At 47.9% G+C, this 17,403-nt stretch carries 17 protein-coding genes; 15 read left to right on the forward strand and 2 right to left on the reverse strand.

Translation table 11 applies throughout. The features are described 5' to 3' along the window. Positions 1–1,622: sensor histidine kinase (locus tag AB4Z33_RS22670; RefSeq protein ID WP_442052063.1), on the forward strand; the 1,622-nt coding region annotated here is incomplete at its 5' end. Continuing rightward, positions 1,600–2,250 carry a response regulator transcription factor gene (locus AB4Z33_RS22675; protein ID WP_442052064.1) on the forward strand — a complete coding sequence of 217 codons (651 nt, stop codon included), beginning with the start codon at positions 1,600–1,602 and terminating at the stop codon, positions 2,248–2,250. The genes AB4Z33_RS22670 and AB4Z33_RS22675, both read left to right, overlap by 23 nt. A gap of 144 nt (positions 2,251–2,394) precedes the next feature. Here AB4Z33_RS22675 and AB4Z33_RS22680 read toward each other — a convergent pair whose 3' ends face one another. Continuing rightward, a complete protein-coding gene (locus tag AB4Z33_RS22680; RefSeq protein ID WP_442052065.1) occupies positions 2,395–4,329 on the reverse strand; it encodes an ABC-F family ATP-binding cassette domain-containing protein in 1,935 nt (644 codons plus the stop codon). A 158-nt stretch (positions 4,330–4,487) separates the two neighbouring features. Between AB4Z33_RS22680 and AB4Z33_RS22685 the strand changes: the two genes are divergently transcribed. The 11 genes from AB4Z33_RS22685 to groL all read left to right on the forward strand — a co-directional run bounded on the left by AB4Z33_RS22685 (position 4,488) and on the right by groL (position 13,959). Continuing rightward, positions 4,488–5,096, forward strand: coding sequence for a 5-formyltetrahydrofolate cyclo-ligase (locus tag AB4Z33_RS22685; protein ID WP_442052066.1), 609 nt, complete (start codon positions 4,488–4,490; stop codon positions 5,094–5,096). A 36-nt stretch (positions 5,097–5,132) separates the two neighbouring features. Further along, the gene (gene moaC / locus AB4Z33_RS22690; RefSeq protein WP_442052067.1) at positions 5,133–5,612 is read left to right on the forward strand and encodes a cyclic pyranopterin monophosphate synthase MoaC; all 480 of its coding nucleotides are present in this window, start codon (positions 5,133–5,135) and stop codon (positions 5,610–5,612) included. 27 nt (positions 5,613–5,639) lie between these two features. Then, complete coding sequence (locus AB4Z33_RS22695; protein ID WP_442052068.1) at positions 5,640–6,134, forward strand: MogA/MoaB family molybdenum cofactor biosynthesis protein; 495 nt, start codon at positions 5,640–5,642, stop codon at positions 6,132–6,134. Next, the gene (locus tag AB4Z33_RS22700; RefSeq protein ID WP_442052069.1) at positions 6,131–7,195 is read left to right on the forward strand and encodes a molybdopterin-binding protein; all 1,065 of its coding nucleotides are present in this window, start codon (positions 6,131–6,133) and stop codon (positions 7,193–7,195) included. Before AB4Z33_RS22695 ends, AB4Z33_RS22700 begins: the two co-directional genes overlap by 4 nt. Positions 7,196–7,285: 90 nt before the next feature. Beyond that, positions 7,286–7,519: a twin-arginine translocase TatA/TatE family subunit gene (locus tag AB4Z33_RS22705; protein WP_442052070.1), complete on the forward strand. Its 234-nt coding sequence runs from the start codon at positions 7,286–7,288 to the stop codon at positions 7,517–7,519. A 79-nt stretch (positions 7,520–7,598) separates the two neighbouring features. Continuing rightward, entirely contained in the window at positions 7,599–8,408 is an 810-nt protein-coding gene (gene tatC / locus AB4Z33_RS22710; protein ID WP_442052071.1) for a twin-arginine translocase subunit TatC, read from the forward strand. Between the two features lie 134 nt (positions 8,409–8,542). After that, positions 8,543–9,703 carry a YhgE/Pip domain-containing protein gene (locus AB4Z33_RS22715; protein WP_442052072.1) on the forward strand — a complete coding sequence of 387 codons (1,161 nt, stop codon included), beginning with the start codon at positions 8,543–8,545 and terminating at the stop codon, positions 9,701–9,703. A 36-nt stretch (positions 9,704–9,739) separates the two neighbouring features. Then, the gene (locus tag AB4Z33_RS22720; protein ID WP_442052073.1) at positions 9,740–10,333 is read left to right on the forward strand and encodes a TetR family transcriptional regulator; all 594 of its coding nucleotides are present in this window, start codon (positions 9,740–9,742) and stop codon (positions 10,331–10,333) included. Between the two features lie 219 nt (positions 10,334–10,552). Beyond that, positions 10,553–11,737 carry a DUF2264 domain-containing protein gene (locus AB4Z33_RS22725; protein ID WP_442052098.1) on the forward strand — a complete coding sequence of 395 codons (1,185 nt, stop codon included), beginning with the start codon at positions 10,553–10,555 and terminating at the stop codon, positions 11,735–11,737. Positions 11,738–11,954: 217 nt separating this feature from the next. Further along, a complete protein-coding gene (groES, locus tag AB4Z33_RS22730; RefSeq protein ID WP_442052074.1) occupies positions 11,955–12,236 on the forward strand; it encodes a co-chaperone GroES in 282 nt (93 codons plus the stop codon). 88 nt (positions 12,237–12,324) lie between these two features. Next, positions 12,325–13,959 (forward strand): chaperonin GroEL, encoded by a 1,635-nt coding sequence (groL, locus tag AB4Z33_RS22735; RefSeq protein ID WP_442052075.1) that lies wholly within the window; start codon positions 12,325–12,327, stop codon positions 13,957–13,959. Positions 13,960–14,314: 355 nt separating this feature from the next. Here the strand turns inward: groL and AB4Z33_RS22740 are convergent, their stop codons facing one another. Continuing rightward, on the reverse strand, positions 14,315–15,292 hold the full coding sequence (locus AB4Z33_RS22740) for a tRNA dihydrouridine synthase (RefSeq protein ID WP_442052076.1): 978 nt from the start codon (positions 15,290–15,292) through the stop codon (positions 14,315–14,317). 257 nt (positions 15,293–15,549) lie between these two features. On the opposite strand from AB4Z33_RS22740, the gene AB4Z33_RS22745 reads away from it, so the two are divergent. Beyond that, positions 15,550–16,662, forward strand: coding sequence for a hypothetical protein (locus AB4Z33_RS22745; protein WP_442052077.1), 1,113 nt, complete (start codon positions 15,550–15,552; stop codon positions 16,660–16,662). A 1-nt stretch (position 16,663) separates the two neighbouring features. Beyond that, entirely contained in the window at positions 16,664–17,332 is a 669-nt protein-coding gene (locus AB4Z33_RS22750; protein WP_442052078.1) for a hypothetical protein, read from the forward strand. Positions 17,333–17,403: the final 71 nt, after the last annotated feature.

A 17,403-nucleotide genomic window follows, 5' to 3' on the forward strand; every position in this document is an offset into this window, starting at 1 on the left:
TTATTATCGTACTGCAATTAGTACGAAAGTTTTTGTTTTATCGGAATTCAAAGCTTATCTCGCTATTTAAGATTACGCTTATGTCTCATCTTGTTGCCTTTACGCCATTTACTACGATGAATTTGCTTCCGCTTTTTGTCGGTGGAGGTCAAATACTGCCTGCAGCTTTCACAGCGCTCTTTCTGTTTGTCCTTCCAATTGTGTATTTTTATTTGTTGACCTCCAATCAACTATTCGATATCGACTTTATCCTAACAAGGTTTAAATATTATACGTTGCTTGCGATTGTGCCCTCGATGGCCATTGCTGCCGCATTGTTGTTTATCGTGAGCAATACTAGCTACCATTCAACATGGAGCAGCGGATTGGTTATGTTTGTCGTTATCTATACCGGTATGACGTTGTTCTTGTACATGAAGGAACAAATTGACCATCGTTATCGTCCCAAGCTGTTCAAAGCGATGTACAGTTATCAAGACAGTCTTGATCGCTTCTCCCGCAAAATAGCTCGTGTAATGAAGCAAGCCGACTTAGAAGAAATCTTGAAGCAGGAGATCAATGAGCTTCTGCCGGTAAGCGGCATTCATTTCCTGCTCGTCGATTACTCGGAAAACGCTGTATATCCAATAGGCGAGACGCCTGAGGAGCTTATTACGGGAGAGTTTCTGCTAGGAGCTTCATACTCCATGCAGGTTGGCGAGTTAATAGATCTTCCTTACGGACTGGGATTAGTTATCGGACGTCAGAGAACCCGCTATCATATTTTGTGGATCGGCATGAAGACGAATCATACGAGATTCAACTCGGATGAGCTGCGTTGGTTGAAGACAATGTCCAACTACGCAAGCATTGTTTTCGAAAATCTGTATTTAATTGAAGGCTTGATCGAGGATTTGGAATCGGAACTTAAGAAGGAGCATAACACTTCTCCTTGGGTACTGCGCCTCTTATTCTGTCTGTCCGAAAACGAGCGTCGGAAGCTGGCCGCCGATCTGCATGACTCCGCGCTGCAGGATCAGCTTCTATGGTATCGCAAGCTGGAAGCGATTATGATGGATCATCCAATGACGGATACGCTCGAGACGGAGCTGCAGGATATTAAGGAAGGCTTGCTCGACGTTATTCATCAAATTCGGGAAACGTGCAATGAGCTTCGTCCTCCTCTTCTGAAGGAAATGGGGGTTATTGAGGCGGTTGAATCCATTATTGAGCTTACGCAGATGCGCGTAAACTTCGCGGTTGATTTCCGAGCGAAGCCATTCGACCGTCCGCTTAATGAAGAGCAGATTACTGCTATTTACAGAATCGTACAAGAGCTACTACGGAATGCKGGCAAGCACTCCAATGCTAAGCTCATCCGGCTTGAGCTGGAAATGAAGCATGACATGATTTATTTCAGATATAAAGATGATGGAATTGGAATGGATGTCAATCAGATGATTGCGACATTCGAGCATATGGGGCTATCCGGCATTAAAGAGAGAGTGACAAGCCTTGAAGGCGACATCACCTTCCATTCGCAGCGGGGAAGAGGCCTCGAAGTAATTATTTTGATACCGGAGAAAATGACCTCTGGGCTGTCGGAAATGGGGATTTCGCGTGATTCGTATCTTATTAGTTGACGACCATCCTTCTGTAGGCGAAGGGACAAAAACGATGATTGAGCAAGACCCCGACATGGAAGTCACGGTCGTTCTCTCAGCGATAGAAGCGCTTGATATGATTCAAACGAAAAGCTTCGACTTGATCTTGTGCGACTTGAACATGCCGGGAATAAGCGGGCTGGAATTAACGAAGCGGTTAATACAGCAGGATGCTGAACGGAAAGTCATTATTTATACCGGTTATGAGATCGGCACGCACTTTAACTTGTTAATCGAGTCAGGAGTATCTGGGTTTATCTCGAAGACGATATCGAGGGAGCAATTACATAATGCGATTCGTTGTGCGATGCGGGGCGACGCGGTCATTCCAATCTCGCTTCTGAAGCAGCTGCGAAGGAACGAGATTAAGCTTGAACGTCCGGAGCTGTCGATCGAGGATGTATCGATTAATGAGAAGGAGCAAACGATCCTGCATGAGGTTGCGACGGGCGTCAGCAATAAGGAGCTTGCCGCAATGCTGCACGTGAGCCAGCGCAACGTTGAATATCAGCTTTCTAAAATATTCGAGAAGCTAAGCGTTCGCTCACGTTCAGAAGCGATCAAAGAGGCGCAACGCTTAGGCTTAATAAGCTTGGAGCAGTATTAAGAAGAAGCCGGTTAGACATGAGTTATTCATGTCCAGCCGGCTTCTTGCCATTCATGCGATTAACGAGGCTAATCATATATAACATCGTTTGCTCAGATAATGGATGACTGAATTGCTGCATGAAACGATTCCTCCGTTTCGTAGCTACATATATTTCTCCCATTCCTCATATGCGCTTGCTAGAGCGGTCTTGTGCTTCTCGATCACGGCTTGTATCTCCTGAATGCGAACATAATCGTTAAAAATTGCCGGATCAGCCAGCTTCTCTTCCCATTCAGCGATCTGCTGCTCCTCGGAAGCAATATCTTGCTCAAGCTGTTCAAGCTTCCGCTGGCGGCTCCGCTCTTCTCGCTTCGCTTGCTTGTCTGCCTCATACGAGGTAGCGGGAGCATTGTCAATTGTTGCCGATTTKGAGGCGTTTGTGGCTTGCTTCGCTAACGCTTCAAGGCGCGCTTCCTCGATCTCGGCTTTTTTCTCTATCATATCGTCATAATTTCCTAGGAAATGATCAGTACCGTTCGGATTTAATTCGACAATTCGCTCGGCCATCTTATTTAGGAAGTAACGGTCATGGGAGATGAATAGCAGCGTGCCTTCGTAATCCATAAGCGCTGCTTCAAGCACCTCTTTACTGAACAAGTCCAAATGGTTGGTAGGCTCATCGAGAATAAGCACATTCGCTTGCGCGAGCATAAGCTTGGCTAGCGAAACTCGTGCCTTCTCCCCGCCGCTTAGTGACGAGACCCGCTTCAATACATCTTCACCGCTGAACAGGAAGTTGCCTAGTACTGTGCGAATACGAGCTTCTTCCATGTGAGAATAGGCGCTCCACACTTCTTCCAAGACGGTGTTGCTTCCGTTCAGACGTGTATGCTCTTGATCGTAATAGCCGATCTTCACGTTAGTCCCCCATCGCACGGTACCGCTGGAAGGCTCGTTCTGTCCGACAAGAACTTTAAGCAATGTTGATTTGCCGATCCCGTTCGGTCCAATCAAGGCAACCGTTTCGCTGCGGGAGAGCTGGAAGGAGACGTTATTGAATAGCGGCTTCGGTTGTCCAGGAAATGCAACGGACAAGCTGCTGACGTCAAGTACGTCCTTGCCGGTCATTCGCTCAATCTCGAAGCTGAAGTGGGCTTTCTTCAAGTCGCCCATCGGCTTGTCGAGGCGATCCATCTTTTCCAGAGCCTTGCGTCTGCTCTGCGCTCGCTTTGTCGTAGAAGCTCGTACGATATTTTTTTGTATGAATTGCTCCAACTTGGAAATCTCGTCCTGCTGCTTCTCAAATTGCTTCATATTACTCTCATAATCGGCAGCCTTCAGCTCCATGTAGCGGCTGTAATTGCCTGTATAGCGCTTAGAGACATGCCGCTCGATCTCAATGATGGTCTGGGCGAGCGCATCAAGGAAATAGCGGTCATGGGAGACAACGACGATTGCGCCCGAGTATCCGCGCAGGTAACCCTCAAGCCATGTCAACGTTTCGATGTCCAAGTAGTTAGTTGGTTCATCGAGCATAAGCAGATCAGGCGCTTGCAGTAGAATTCGGGCAAGCGCGAGCCGCGTCTTCTGTCCGCCGCTTAATGTAGCGATTCGCGTATCAGGCGGGAACTGTCCGAAGCCCATCCCGTGCAGTACGCTGTTAATGCGCGTGTTGATCTCGAATCCGCCTTGCTCGCGGAACCAGTCCGAACGCTTCGCATATCTCTCAAGCGTGTCAGCATATCGCTTCTCATCGTCATGCAAGGCAGGATCGGCAATCTTCACTTCGAGATCGCGCAGCTCCTGCTCAGCCTCCAGCAGATGAGCGAAGACAGCCCTCATTTCGGCTTCGATTGTACGATCCGTGTTAAGGCCGCTATTTTGAGCTAAGTAACCGATTCTGGTTTCTTTCGCTTTATGAATATCGCCGGAATCGGCAGTGATCTCGCCGGCAATAATTTTTAACAATGTCGACTTGCCTGCACCGTTGACGCCGACGAGTCCGATACGTTCGCGCTCCAGCACTTGCATTGAAATATTGGATAGTACGACGTCAACGCCGTAGCTCTTCGTTATATTGGATACTTGCAGCAGCATCTTGAAACCTCCAGCCAATAATTGCATCAGAATTTGTTGCTTGCCATCCTCTCTAGTTTACCATAAATGGGCGCTTCCATTGGCGAAAGTTGTATAAGAGTGGTAAACTAAAATAAATGGAAGCATATGACGGGACATAGAGTAGGTGGTCTGCCCTTATGGAGGATAAGGAACGGAATGGGAAGCAGGCTATCCGCTCGGAAATGACGCGAATACGGAATGGACTAGCCGAGGAAGAGCGGAGAGCTTGGTCGCTCGCGGCTAGCGGACACGCAGCAGCGTATTTGGAAGCGCGCTCGGTGGAAGCTTTTATGGCGTATGTATCCTTCCGCAGCGAATTGGATCTTTCATCTCTTATCGAGTGGGGCTGGGAGAAGGAGCTGGAAGTGATCGTTCCCAAGTGTAATACTGCCGATCGCACCATGACRCTCTATCGACTCAAGAACTGGAATCAATTGAAGCCTGGCGAATATGGCATTATGGAACCGGACCCGCTTGCAGCCGAGGAGCTTAATCCTAAGCGGATGCCTCAGGTCGTCTTTGTACCAGGTATTGCTTTCGATTTGAACGGTGGCAGAATGGGTTACGGAGGCGGCTATTATGATCGGTTCGCTGCGAAGCTACATGATGCTGGAGGAGCGGCTAATCGTGTTCAGTGGATAGGAGCCTCGTTCGAAGCTCAATTGGTAGAGGAATTGATGCTTGAGCCGCATGATATTCGTATGAATGGAATATTGACGCAGCGTCAGCTATATTTGACAATATAGGAAGCAGAAGAGTATGGATAGAAGGAGCGAATAGTGGTGGAGCTGACTCACTTTAACGAACAAGGCCGCGCGCGCATGGTGGATATATCGGATAAGGAAGTTACGGCTCGCTCGGCAACAGCAAGTACGCTGGTGAAGATGAATCCGGACACGTTATCGCGCATCAAGGCAGGAACAATAGGCAAAGGCGATGTCCTTGCTGTTGCTCAAGTGGCAGCGGTTATGGCTGCTAAGAAAACATCAGACTGGATACCGATGTGTCATCCGCTTCCGCTAACAGGCGTGAATATTGTATTCACTGATAATGGAACGGATGAGCTTTATATAGAAGGAACAGTTAAGACGACAGGTAAGACAGGCGTTGAGATGGAGGCACTAACTGCAGTATCTGCGGCTGCGCTGACCGTATACGATATGTGCAAAGCACTGCAGAAGGATATGATAATCGGGCCGACACAGCTCGTTGCGAAGAGCGGCGGCAAGAGCGGCGATTACCGAATATCAACAAACCTGTAATCGGACTTGGGATGGGAGGAATGGCAAATGCGTTGGAAGGTAGCCATACTGACGGCAAGCGACAAAGGCTCGCGCGGGGAACGCGAGGATACGAGCGCACAAGTGATTCGCGAACTTATCGAAGAAGAGCTTGGCGGGGAAATCGTCGATTATCGAATCGTTCCAGATGAGCAGGATGAAATTATGGCGGCTATTATCGAAATGACGGAATATTTCCATGCGGATCTCGTGCTTACGACAGGCGGTACTGGGCTTGCCGCAAGAGATATTACGCCGGAGGCGACGATGAAGGTGATCGATCGTATCGTGCCAGGACTTGCAGAAGCTATGCGCATGGGCGCTTTGCAGAAGACGAGACGAGCGATGCTCTCGCGAGGCGTTTGCGGCATTCGCGGCAACTCCTTAATCGTTAACTTGCCTGGAAGTCCGAAGGGTGTACATGAGAGTTTGATGGCGATTATGGATCAATTGCCGCATGCATTGGACATTTTGTCGGGAAGACTTGGTGATCATAGAGCATGAGCAATACGAACGATAACTCGGAAATAACGACTTCATCTACATCATTGGTTCAATCGACGAGGCTGAGGGAAGTGTCGGTGTACGATGCGATCGGCTTACGACTTGCGCATGATCTAACGCAGATTATCCCTGGCCAGTTCAAGGGAAGGTTATTCAAGAAAGGCCATCTGGTGACGGAGGCTGATATTCCTAAGCTGCTCGACATTGGCAAAGAGCATATTTACATCATGGAGCTTGGCGATAATGATCTCCATGAGGATGATGCTGCCATACGGATGGCCAAAGCGCTTTACGGTGAGGGATTAGTACTTAATGAGCCGCATGAGGGCAAGGTCAGCATGAAGGCGAGCGCTCAGGGACTTGTTCATATTGATCGTTCAATTGTGGATGCTATTAATCGTCTTGGCGAAATCGCGCTGGCTACGGTGAAGACGAATACGGTTGCTGAGCCTGGCAGGCAGTTAGCGGCAACGAGAGCGATTCCACTGTATGTTCCGAAAGAGAAGGTTGAGGAAGTCGAACGATTGGCTGAAGAATATCGGGCAACACATGATGGCGCCGCGCCCATCCGTGTGCGTCCGCTTCGTTCATTAAAGGCGGGATTGCTTACGACGGGCGGAGAAGTGTTCAGTGGACGAATCGAGGACAAATTCGGTCCAGCCGTTAAGAGMAAGCTGGAGGCACTCGGATCAGAAGTTGCAGAACAGCGCTTCGCTCCTGATGATCGACAAATAATTGTCAAGGAAATACACTACTTGCTGGGCAAGCGGTATGATATGATACTAGTAACAGGCGGAATGTCGGTTGATCCAGATGATCGAACGCCAGGCGCGATTAAGGAAGCCGGTGCTCACATTGTCAGCTACGGAACGCCGATGCTGCCAGGCTCTATGCTGTTGATCGGCTATTTGGACGGCGTGCCGATTATGGGACTGCCAGGCTGCGTTATGCATGATCCTTATACATCATTCGATGTACTGCTGCCTCGTATTCTCGCTGGAGATACGATTGTGCAGGACGACATTGTAGATATGGGGTACGGAGGGCTATACGGCTGTTAAAGCGAACCTCGCATTGTCTTTCCATATTGAGCTAGGTAATAATTGTGAGATCGCAACTGCTAATTACGTTATTGTATAGGAGGTTTTGGAATGTCAGGCATAGGTGCAACAGGTATTATATTGCTCGTTCTTGTCGCATTGCTGCTGTTCGGTCCTAACAAGCTGCCAGAGCTTGGACGGGCATTCGGACGGACGCTGCGCGAGTTCAAGGCAGGAGCAAAGGACATCATGGAAGACGATGATCGCAAGGACAAGGATACGAATCGTGTTGAAGTGAATCRGGTAGACAATTTGGAGAAGAACAATAAGCGGCTTCCGGACTGACCGGGCCCGCTTTTTTGTTGAAATATGGACTTAGATAAGCATGATCTAGGCAGTTCTTGCGGAATGGAGGATAAAGCAGATGGGATCGGATCAAAACAGCTCGTCGGAGCAAAAGTCGCGCAAGCAGCTTATTCGTGAAGAAGGGCTCATGCCGCTGCTTGGACATCTCGGCGAACTGCGCAAACGTATCGTTTACATACTGATTGCCCTTACGTTAGGACTTGTTGTAGGACTGCTGCTGGCTCAACGGGTCTATAACTTCCTAATGAGTCAAAAGCCTGCGAATACGATATCGCTTCATACGTTCTCGTTATGGGACGGTATCGGCATGTACATGAAGTTTGCTTTCGTCATAGCGTTAATCATTGCGTTGCCGATCATTGCTTACCAGCTATGGGCGTTCGTAAAACCTGCGCTGCATGAGCATGAGCAGAGATCGACTTTAAAATATGTGCCGTTCGCGCTCATTATGTTTTTGATCGGACTCGCCTTTTCGTATTTTGTTGTGTTTCCGCTAGCTTTCAACTTTACAAGAAGCGTATCGGAGCATTTGAACCTGGAAGAAACGTATGGCATTGCTCAATACTTTACGTTTATGTTCAATATTCTAATACCGATATCGTTACTGTTCGAGCTGCCGCTCGTTATTATGTTCCTTACAGCGATTAGGCTGCTTAATCCGAAGCGGCTGCGCAAGATGCGCCGCGTCGCTTACTTTATTATGATCTTCATTGGCGTAACGGTGACGCCGCCGGATTTCATTTCGGACATATTGGTCGCCATACCGTTAATATTGCTGTATGAAGTCAGCGTTATTCTGTCAGGCTTTGTGTATCGCAAGCAGCAGGATAAGGATGCAAGATGGGAAGCGGAATTCGGACAAGGTTAGATATGATGCCAAAGGGAAGAAGAAGGTGACCAGACCTTCTTCTTTTTTTATTGTTGACAGAAAATAAATCCGGCAGTATTATTTAAACAGTTGTTTAAAACGAATGTTTAACAGAGACAGAGGAGTGGATAGGGATGGGTACAGCAATAAAGGCATTTATGAAGCGGCCGACGACAATCGTTGGTATTGTTACAGCACTGATGTTTCAAATTATTTTTTCGGTCATTTGGATGACTGGCTATAACGGTGTAACGGATCGGGTGGATCAGCTGCGTATTGCGGTTGTTAATGAGGATGCACAATTCGGACAGCAGATTGCCGATAATTTGGTGAAGGAGCTGCCGTTCGACATGGTTCAGCTCGATAGTATCGATGAAGCGAAGGAACAGCTTGACGCGCGCGATCTGCAGATGATTGTGTATGTGCCGGCTGACTTCTCGCAGAAAGCATCTGCGCAAGGCGAGCAGGCTTCGGTGCAATATTTGCTTAATGAGTCGAATCCGGCTCTAATTAAGAGCATTATGAGCGGCGCAGCAGCTCAGATTACTTCAGAGGTTAATACACAAGCGGTAGCAGCAGGACTGCAAAATGTACTTGGCAGCTTGAACATGCCTGAGGAGCAAGCTACGGCAGCAGCCTCGAGCTTGTCGCAGCGTGTCGTATCCGATATTCAATCGACAAATGTGGTACAAGGAATGAACAATCAGATGGTTCCGATGATGATGGTTCTTGCATCATACGTTGGAGCAATGATTATGGGGATGAATCTAGAGCAGTCCTCAATGGCCGTAAGCGGCCAAGTAAGCAGATGGAGACGCTTCGGCGCGCGCAGCATCATTAATATTGTCGCTGCCTTATTCGTATCTCTTGTAGGTGCTTCTCTCCTAGTAGCTCTTGGGGGACAGATCGAACAAGGTTTCCTGCTGCTATGGCTGTTCGAGTTCGTATTCTTGCTTACCTTCATGTTCGTATCCCAAATGTTCTTGTACTTGTTCGGAATGGCCGGCATGCTCTTCAACATTATGCTGCTATCGGCACAGCTTGTATCGTCCGGAGCGATCGTTCCGCGGGAACTGTTGTCTGATTTCTATACCGGCTTAGGCAATGCGCTGCCGGCTACTTACGCAGTCGACGGCAATATGAACTTGCTCTTCGGCGGTCCGGCAGTCGGTTCAGATATTATTAGCTTGCTCATTATCACGGTCATTGCCGCTGCTATCAGCGTCTTCGCAGTAGCCGTTAAACGCCGCCAGCCTGCAACGCAGCCGACGGCAGCTATCGCAAGCCACAAATAATAATTTGCAAAAGAACAGCTTTGACGGAGGAACGCCATGTCGAACGTGGATACCGATATAAAAATAAGAATATTGCATGCTGCCAAGAAGCTGTTCGCCGAGAACGGCTTCGAAGGTACGTCAGTCCGGCAAATCTGCGAAGCGGCTGGCGCTAACGTAGCGCTTGTGTCGTATCATTTTGGAGGCAAGGAGAATGTGTTCGCGGCCTTGTTCGAAAATTTTTTTCCTAATGATAAAATACGTACTTTGCAGGCCAAGCAGATCGAGCCGGTCGCTGGCGTTAGGCTGGTTATCCGCGAGGTAACACTCTACCGCCAGGCCGAGCCCGAGCTCATCCGCATTGTTCAACAGGAGATTATACTGAACACGCCGCGGATTCAGAAAATTCGCGAGCATGTAATGCCGATGTGGGAGCAGCTGCGTACATGGTTGAAGCAGGGCCGTGAACAAGGCAAGTTTGAATTCCGATCATTGGATACCGTGCTCATGTCGATTGTCGGGACGCTGCTATTTCACCGCGATAAAGAATATTGGACGGTGCTCCAGAGCCAAGAACAAGATTCTATTGAGATGATGATTGAAGATATGACGACGTTTATCATGAACGGCCTGCAATGTAGCTCGGAATAGAATACTGAAACAATAGAAGCCGCAGGCGATGGGTACATTGCGATGCGGCTTTTTTTTTGCTGCAATCCTATTTTGGTAGAGTAGACGGATCGTCGATGAATAGAAAATAGAGTATAATTTACCACATAACAACTTATTGCTACTTAGGTGTGCAGACATAGAAGAGAGCAAGGTGATTAACCCATGTTAAACCAGGCTGAAGGGAGAGTCGGGTATAGGATGCGAAGCGGCAAATCGATTCACGATGAGGTGGAGGAGCGCGATTATTGGCTGGAGCAGCTTGATGCGATTGGAGGTCCTGTGCTGGAGGCGCTGGCGGAACGTCGGTTGAAGCTGAGCATGCCGATTGAAACGAGCAGCGGAACGGCGGAATCCGCACTAGAGAGGGGCAAGTATTCGCATTTGGAGGCGTTTGGCCGATTACTAGCGGGTATTGCGCCATGGTTGGAGAGCGGTGAGAGGTACGGAGCAGAAGGAGAGCTGCGTGAACGTTATTCGGAGCTGTCCCGAGCAGGATTGGACGCGGCAACCGATCCGTCATCCTCGGACTATATGAATTTCGGGGACGGCTTGCAGCCGATCGTCGATGCGGCATTTCTTGCGCAAGCGCTGCTTCGTTCACGTAAGGAGCTATTGGGGGCGCTTGAGCCGCGCGTGAAGAATAATGTTGTTCATGCGCTTAAGCTGACGCGATCAAGGAAACCTGTGTTCAGCAACTGGCTGTTATTCGCGGCTACCATTGAATCAGCGTTATATGCGCTCGGCGAAACCGATTGGGATCATATGCGCGTYGATTACGCGTTGAAGCAGCATGAGCAATGGTATCTAGGCGACGGCGTATATGGAGACGGGCCTGAGTTCCACTTTGATTATTATAACAGCTTCGTGATTCAGCCCATGCTTGTCGATGTCTTGGCCGCCGTGGGCGATACGTATGAAGAGTGGAGCTCGATGCGGGATGCGGTTCATATACGGGCACGTCGATTCGCCGAGGTGCAGGAGCGGTTAATAGCGCCGGACGGTACGTATCCGCCGATTGGCAGATCGCTTGCTTATCGTTTCGGTGCGTTCCACAGTCTTGCGCAGAGTGCTCTGCGCGATGATCTGCCTGCCGGACTCGCTCCAGCCCAAGTTCGCAGTGCGCTAACGGCCGTCATACGGCGTACGTTTGAGCTGCCGGGCAACTTCTCGGAGGAAGGCTGGCTGACCATCGGCTTCTGCGGGCATCAGCCTGGAGTTGGCGAGCATTATATATCGACCGGTAGCGTTTATTTGTGCGCTGCTGTATTTCTCCCGCTTGGCTTGCCTGCCGTTCATCCGTTCTGGAGCGGTGCAACACAGGACTGGACGTCGAGAAAGGCGTGGTCTGGCATGTCTTTTCCAATCGATAAAGCAATCAAATAATGTGCACATGAATTGTACGTGATTAGGATAAGCTAACAAGTAGGCTTTGCAACCATGTCCGTACATAATCAGGACTTATGAATTTATCGCAAAATAGTCCCAAGCACTTGAAATCAGACCTGAAAATGAGTATGATAAAATGGATTGTTAGCACTTCATGCTTACGAGTGCTAACGAAATACCAATAAGCGACAAATTTAGAAGGAGGCTATTTTCAATGATTAAACCTTTGGGTGAACGCGTATTGATCGAACCGATCGCGAAGGAAGAAACGACTGCTAGCGGAATCGYATTGCCGGATTCGGCAAAAGAGAAGCCGCAAGAAGGCAAAGTGGTGGCAGTTGGCAGCGGCACGCTTAAGGACGGCGTTCGCGTTGCATTGGAAGTTAAAGAAGGCGATCGCGTTCTGTTCTCCAAATATGCAGGAACAGAAATCAAATACGAAGGCAAAGAGTATTTGATTATGAAAGAAAGCGACATTCACGCTATTTTTGGATAAGCTGCCCGTCACCTATTCGGGTCACATAGAACGCTAGACAGTAAGAGGCAACACTACTTAAACCTATTTCTAGGAGGTCAAGACAATCATGGCTAAAGAAATTAAATTTAGTGAAGACGCACGCCGCGCTATGCTTCGCGGGGTTGACGCGCTTGCGAATGCGGTTAAAGTAACGCTCGGTCCTAAAGGCCGCAACGTTGTTTTGGAGAAAAAATTCGGCAGCCCGCTCATCACGAATGACGGTGTATCCATCGCCAAAGAAATCGAACTGGAAGACGCTTTCGAGAACATGGGCGCTCAACTGGTTAAAGAAGTAGCTACAAAAACGAATGACGTAGCAGGCGACGGTACAACTACGGCGACTGTTCTTGCACAAGCGATGATTCGCGAAGGCTTGAAAAACGTTACAGCCGGCGCTAACCCTATGGTTATCCGCAAAGGCATCGAGAAAGCCGTTAAAGCTGCTGTTGAAGAGCTGAAAGCAATCTCGAAACCAATCGAAGGCAAACAATCGATCGCACAAGTTGCTTCGATCTCCTCTGCTGACGAAGAAGTCGGCCAACTGATCGCGGAAGCGATGGAGAAAGTCGGCAACGACGGCGTTATTACAGTAGAAGAGTCGAAAGGCTTCGTAACGGAGCTTGAAGTGGTTGAAGGCATGCAGTTCGACCGCGGTTACGTTTCCCCTTACATGATTACGGATACGGACAAAATGGAAGCGATTCTTGACAACCCGTACATCCTGATCACCGACAAAAAAATCACGAACATTCAAGAGATCCTTCCGGTTCTTGAGAAAGTCGTTCAATCCGGCAAGCAATTGCTGATCATTGCTGAAGACGTAGAAGGCGAAGCGCAAGCTACGCTGATCGTCAACAAACTTCGCGGCACTTTCACATGCGTAGCGGTTAAAGCTCCTGGTTTCGGCGACCGCCGCAAAGCGATGCTGCAAGATATCGCGGCTCTTACTGGCGCACAAGTGATTACGGAAGAGCTTGGCCTTGAGCTTAAATCGACGACTGTCGACCAACTCGGTTCCGCTCGTCAGATCCGCATCACAAAAGAAAACACGATCATCGTTGACGGCGCTGGCAACTCGGCCGACATTAAAGCTCGTGTGAGCCAAATTCGTGCTCAACTGGAAGAAACAACTTCCGACTTCGACCGCGAGAAGCTGCAAGAGCGTCTTGCTAAGCTTGCTGGCGGCGTAGCGGTAATCAAAGTCGGCGCAGCTACTGAAACAGAATTGAAAGAGCGCAAGCTTCGCATCGAGGATGCCCTGAACTCCACTCGCGCAGCTGTGGAAGAAGGTATCGTATCGGGCGGCGGTACAGCTCTCGTGAACGTATACAAAGCGGTTGCAGCTGTTCAAGCAGACGGCGACGAGCAAACAGGCGTTAACATCGTKCTTCGYTCCCTTGARGAGCCRMTCCGCACRATCGCWGCGAACGCWGGCCAAGAAGGYTCSGTTATCGTTGAGCGTCTGAAAAACGAGAAAATCGGAGTAGGCTACAACGCTGCTACCGGCGCATGGGTGAACATGTTCGAAGCAGGTATCGTTGACCCTGCCAAAGTAACGCGTTCCGCACTGCAAAACGCAGCTTCCGTTGCGGCTATGTTCTTGACGACCGAAGCGGTTGTCGCTGACAAACCAGAGCCTAAAGGCGCTGGCGGCGGCATGCCTGATATGGGCGGCATGGGCGGTATGGGCGGCATGATGTGATGAAATCATTATCGAAGTAATTCGATGATGAGCGACCGCGTTTAAGCGGTAGATTTCATCGCCGATGGAGCAAAGTGCGCTCCATGCGGTAATAAGGGATTAATCCCTTATGCATCAAGGGTTTTTCGTAAGGAAAACCTCTAAATGGTAACACAAAAGAAGCCTCGTAAGTTCTTTGAACTTGCGGGGCTTCTTTTTTTTGTAAAAATATAAGAAAGTATAAAAATTTTATTTATACAGTGCTTATATTTCATCCGCGAAACGACAGCTTACTCCGCCAAAGGACGGCGATAGCAGTTTACGCTTGTTGGAGGAAGTGTCGTATTTTAAAACCTAGGTCTCTGATGGGTATGATTCAATCTAATTCTTGCTCTAATACAGGAAGTACTAGACGACGTACTTCATCAGTAGATCGGGTATCCATTAATTGGTTTCTTAGTTCACCTGCGCCTCTAAACCCGCGAACATAGATTTTGAAAAAGCGAAGAAGCGGTTTAAATGAACGCGGTGAGGTTTCTGTTGAATATTTATCGTGAAGATCTAACTGTAAAAGCAGTAGATTGAGAAACTCCTTCGCGCTATGTTCTTTAGGTTCTTTTTCAAAAGCAAACGGATTGGTGAAGATGCCGCGGCCAATCATGACGCCATCAACGCCGTATTGTTCAACCAATTTCAATCCTGTTGCACGGTCAGGAATATCTCCATTTATCGTTAATAACGTATTAGGAGCTATTTCATCGCGTAATCTTTTGATTTCAGGGATTAGTTCCCAGTGCGCCTCTACTTTACTCATTTCTTTCTTTGTCCGAAGGTGAATGGATAGATTCGCAATATCTTGTTTCAATATATGTGATAACCAATCGCGCCACTCTTCAATCTCAAAGTAACCCAATCTTGTTTTAACACTAACGGGTAATCCGCCTGCTTTGGCTGCTTGAATAATTTCTGCCRCAAGTTCAGGATGTTGGATTAAACCAGCACCTTTTCCATTGGATGCGACGTTTTGTACGGGGCACCCCATGTTTAAATCGATACCACGAAAACCAAGTTTTTTCATATCGATACTCATCTGTTCAAACAATGCGGGCTTATTGCCCCAAATATGAGCGACGATCGGCTGCTCATCTTCTGTGAACGTTAGCCGACCACGAGTACTGTCTATTCCTACGGGGTGACAATAACTTTCTGTACTTGTGAATTCCGTGAAAAACACGTCAGGTTTTGCAGCTTCGCTAATGACGTGACGAAATACCACATCTGTGACATCTTCCATTGGCGCTAATATAAAAAACGGCCTCGGTAAATCAAGCCAAAAATTGTGTTCGTTACTCATATAATCTCCTTTTGTTGCAACATATAATGGTGATTTGCTTATTGTAAAGTCCTTTACCCATCATACATAGTATCATTTTTTTACGTTTGATGCACAGAATCAGTATTGAAGATTTTGAAGAGATCTCTCATCTGGATAAAAGGTCCTTTTTTTATATTGTTCAATAAAAAATAAAAATTCGAATTGACTGCGTAATACGTTGCGATTCATTATTATAATGGGGATAGCACAAAAGTTGCCAAGAGAGGAAGGTCGCGATGGAACCGAATATTTTCCGCTATGCGACGAAAGAGCTGTCGCAGGATGCTTTCTTATGTTGGCTATTCGGCCATGCGAGTATGGAAGAAGATCGTGCGCCTAAGCGGATCGCGAGAAAGCTATTGGATGTTATGATAGACAGTTATAACGGCTTGCACCGAGAGCCCTTCATCGCCGAGCAATGGGATCATTACAACGTTAGCATTCAGCAGCAGGTCCAGCAGATCGATATTTTGCTGACCTTTACTTCCAAAGTGAGCGGCCACCAATTTCAAGTAATGATTGAGGATAAGACGCGAAGCGGCGAACATGGCGACAAGCAGCCGGAGCGCTATGAATTAAAGCTGAGGGAGCAAAATCCGGAGATGGCCGTTTTGCCGGTTTTCTTCAAAACAGGCTATATGACGCCGGCTAAGCTTGAGGAGTTGCGTGAACGAAGGATTGTGACGATCACTTACGAACAGATTCATGATGCTTTTGAGCCTGATATCGATCCAGATAATGTCGTTTTGCAGTCTTGGTGGGACTATTTTTTGGAAGCATATTATTTGCCGATTACTGCCGCATTATCAGTGCCACTCGAAGAGGCTCTTGCCGATTTGCATGATTGGAGCCAAGATCAGACGGAGAAAGAGATTATTTTCGACCGATTGACTGACTATCTTTTCGGGGGAGAAGCTCTCCCTTACATTAGCCGTCGAAATGTAGAGAACGGGAAAGCGCAAATCTTATATGAATTTATTTTTCACCTGCCGTATTGGCATATGGCGAACAAAGAGCTTGAGATTAACCTCTATTTCTCTTGGTACAAGGACCTTACTTTCGAAATGAAGACGATCCCCGTTCCTTACGTCGGAAAAAACAAAATGTCGGAGACGCGTTTGAACCGTTACTTGGACGAGCAGCAAGCAGTCAGGAGCGGAATGGCATGGCCATCCCTTTGGAGCGAAAGTCGTTCCCATCTTCAAATAGGCAGATACAAGCATGGACCGAGGCTTCATACGCTAAACCTAGAAGGACTGAAACAAAAACTGTTGTCCGATATGGCATTCATAGCGGCACAGTTCAACTACACAGAAGCGAATATGCTAACTTCGAAGGAGTGCAGATGAGATGATCGATGTGGAAAAACAGGRCAAACTGGTATTGAAAGCCTATCAGCTATATAAGAGCAATACGAAGCCGGATGTAGAAGAACTGGCGAATGTAACGCTGAAGAAGCTCCGTGATGAGATCGACGAATGGGATGGAACGATTGACAATATGAAGTTTTATAGCGGCTACCTTGTTAGCAGAGAGATGGCAGCAATCTCATCTACGGGAATGGCACAAGCAGCAGTCAACACAAATGACTTTCTAGCCGTAATGGCACAACCCGCACAACAAGCTTTGTTTCAAGAACTGTTGCTCGTTCGTAAAAATAATAAAATCATTTCTGAGCGATTGGCAGGCCCGATTGCTGATGTTAGATTCATCTATCGAACGCTTAACTTGGACGCGTTCGCAAGCGGTCAGCCTAAACAATACGTGAACCGATTCGTGGTATCTGTGTTTACCGAATGTATGACGACGATTGCCAAAGAAAAGCAGCTAAAAGACACAGCAATAATTTTAGGCAAGAATCCAAACGGTGTATCAAACGAGAGGCTGCAAATACAAGTTCGCACACTTGTAGATGAGTCGCTTGAACGCCTTCTATTGGATGAGAGCTGGAATTTGTTCAATCGAGCTGTCATAGGTTATTATCTGCTAGATGCCGCTAAGGAGCTTGGGCTTAGATAACTAGGCAGGCTAACTGTCCGAGGTGAAGCTGCTTGACTTTCGCCGCACCCGTTCATACACTTACTTAAGTA

Origin of the sequence: Paenibacillus sp. 2TAB19 (assembly GCF_052115185.1) — a bacterium.
Classification (GTDB): Bacteria; Bacillota; Bacilli; order Paenibacillales; family Paenibacillaceae; genus Pristimantibacillus.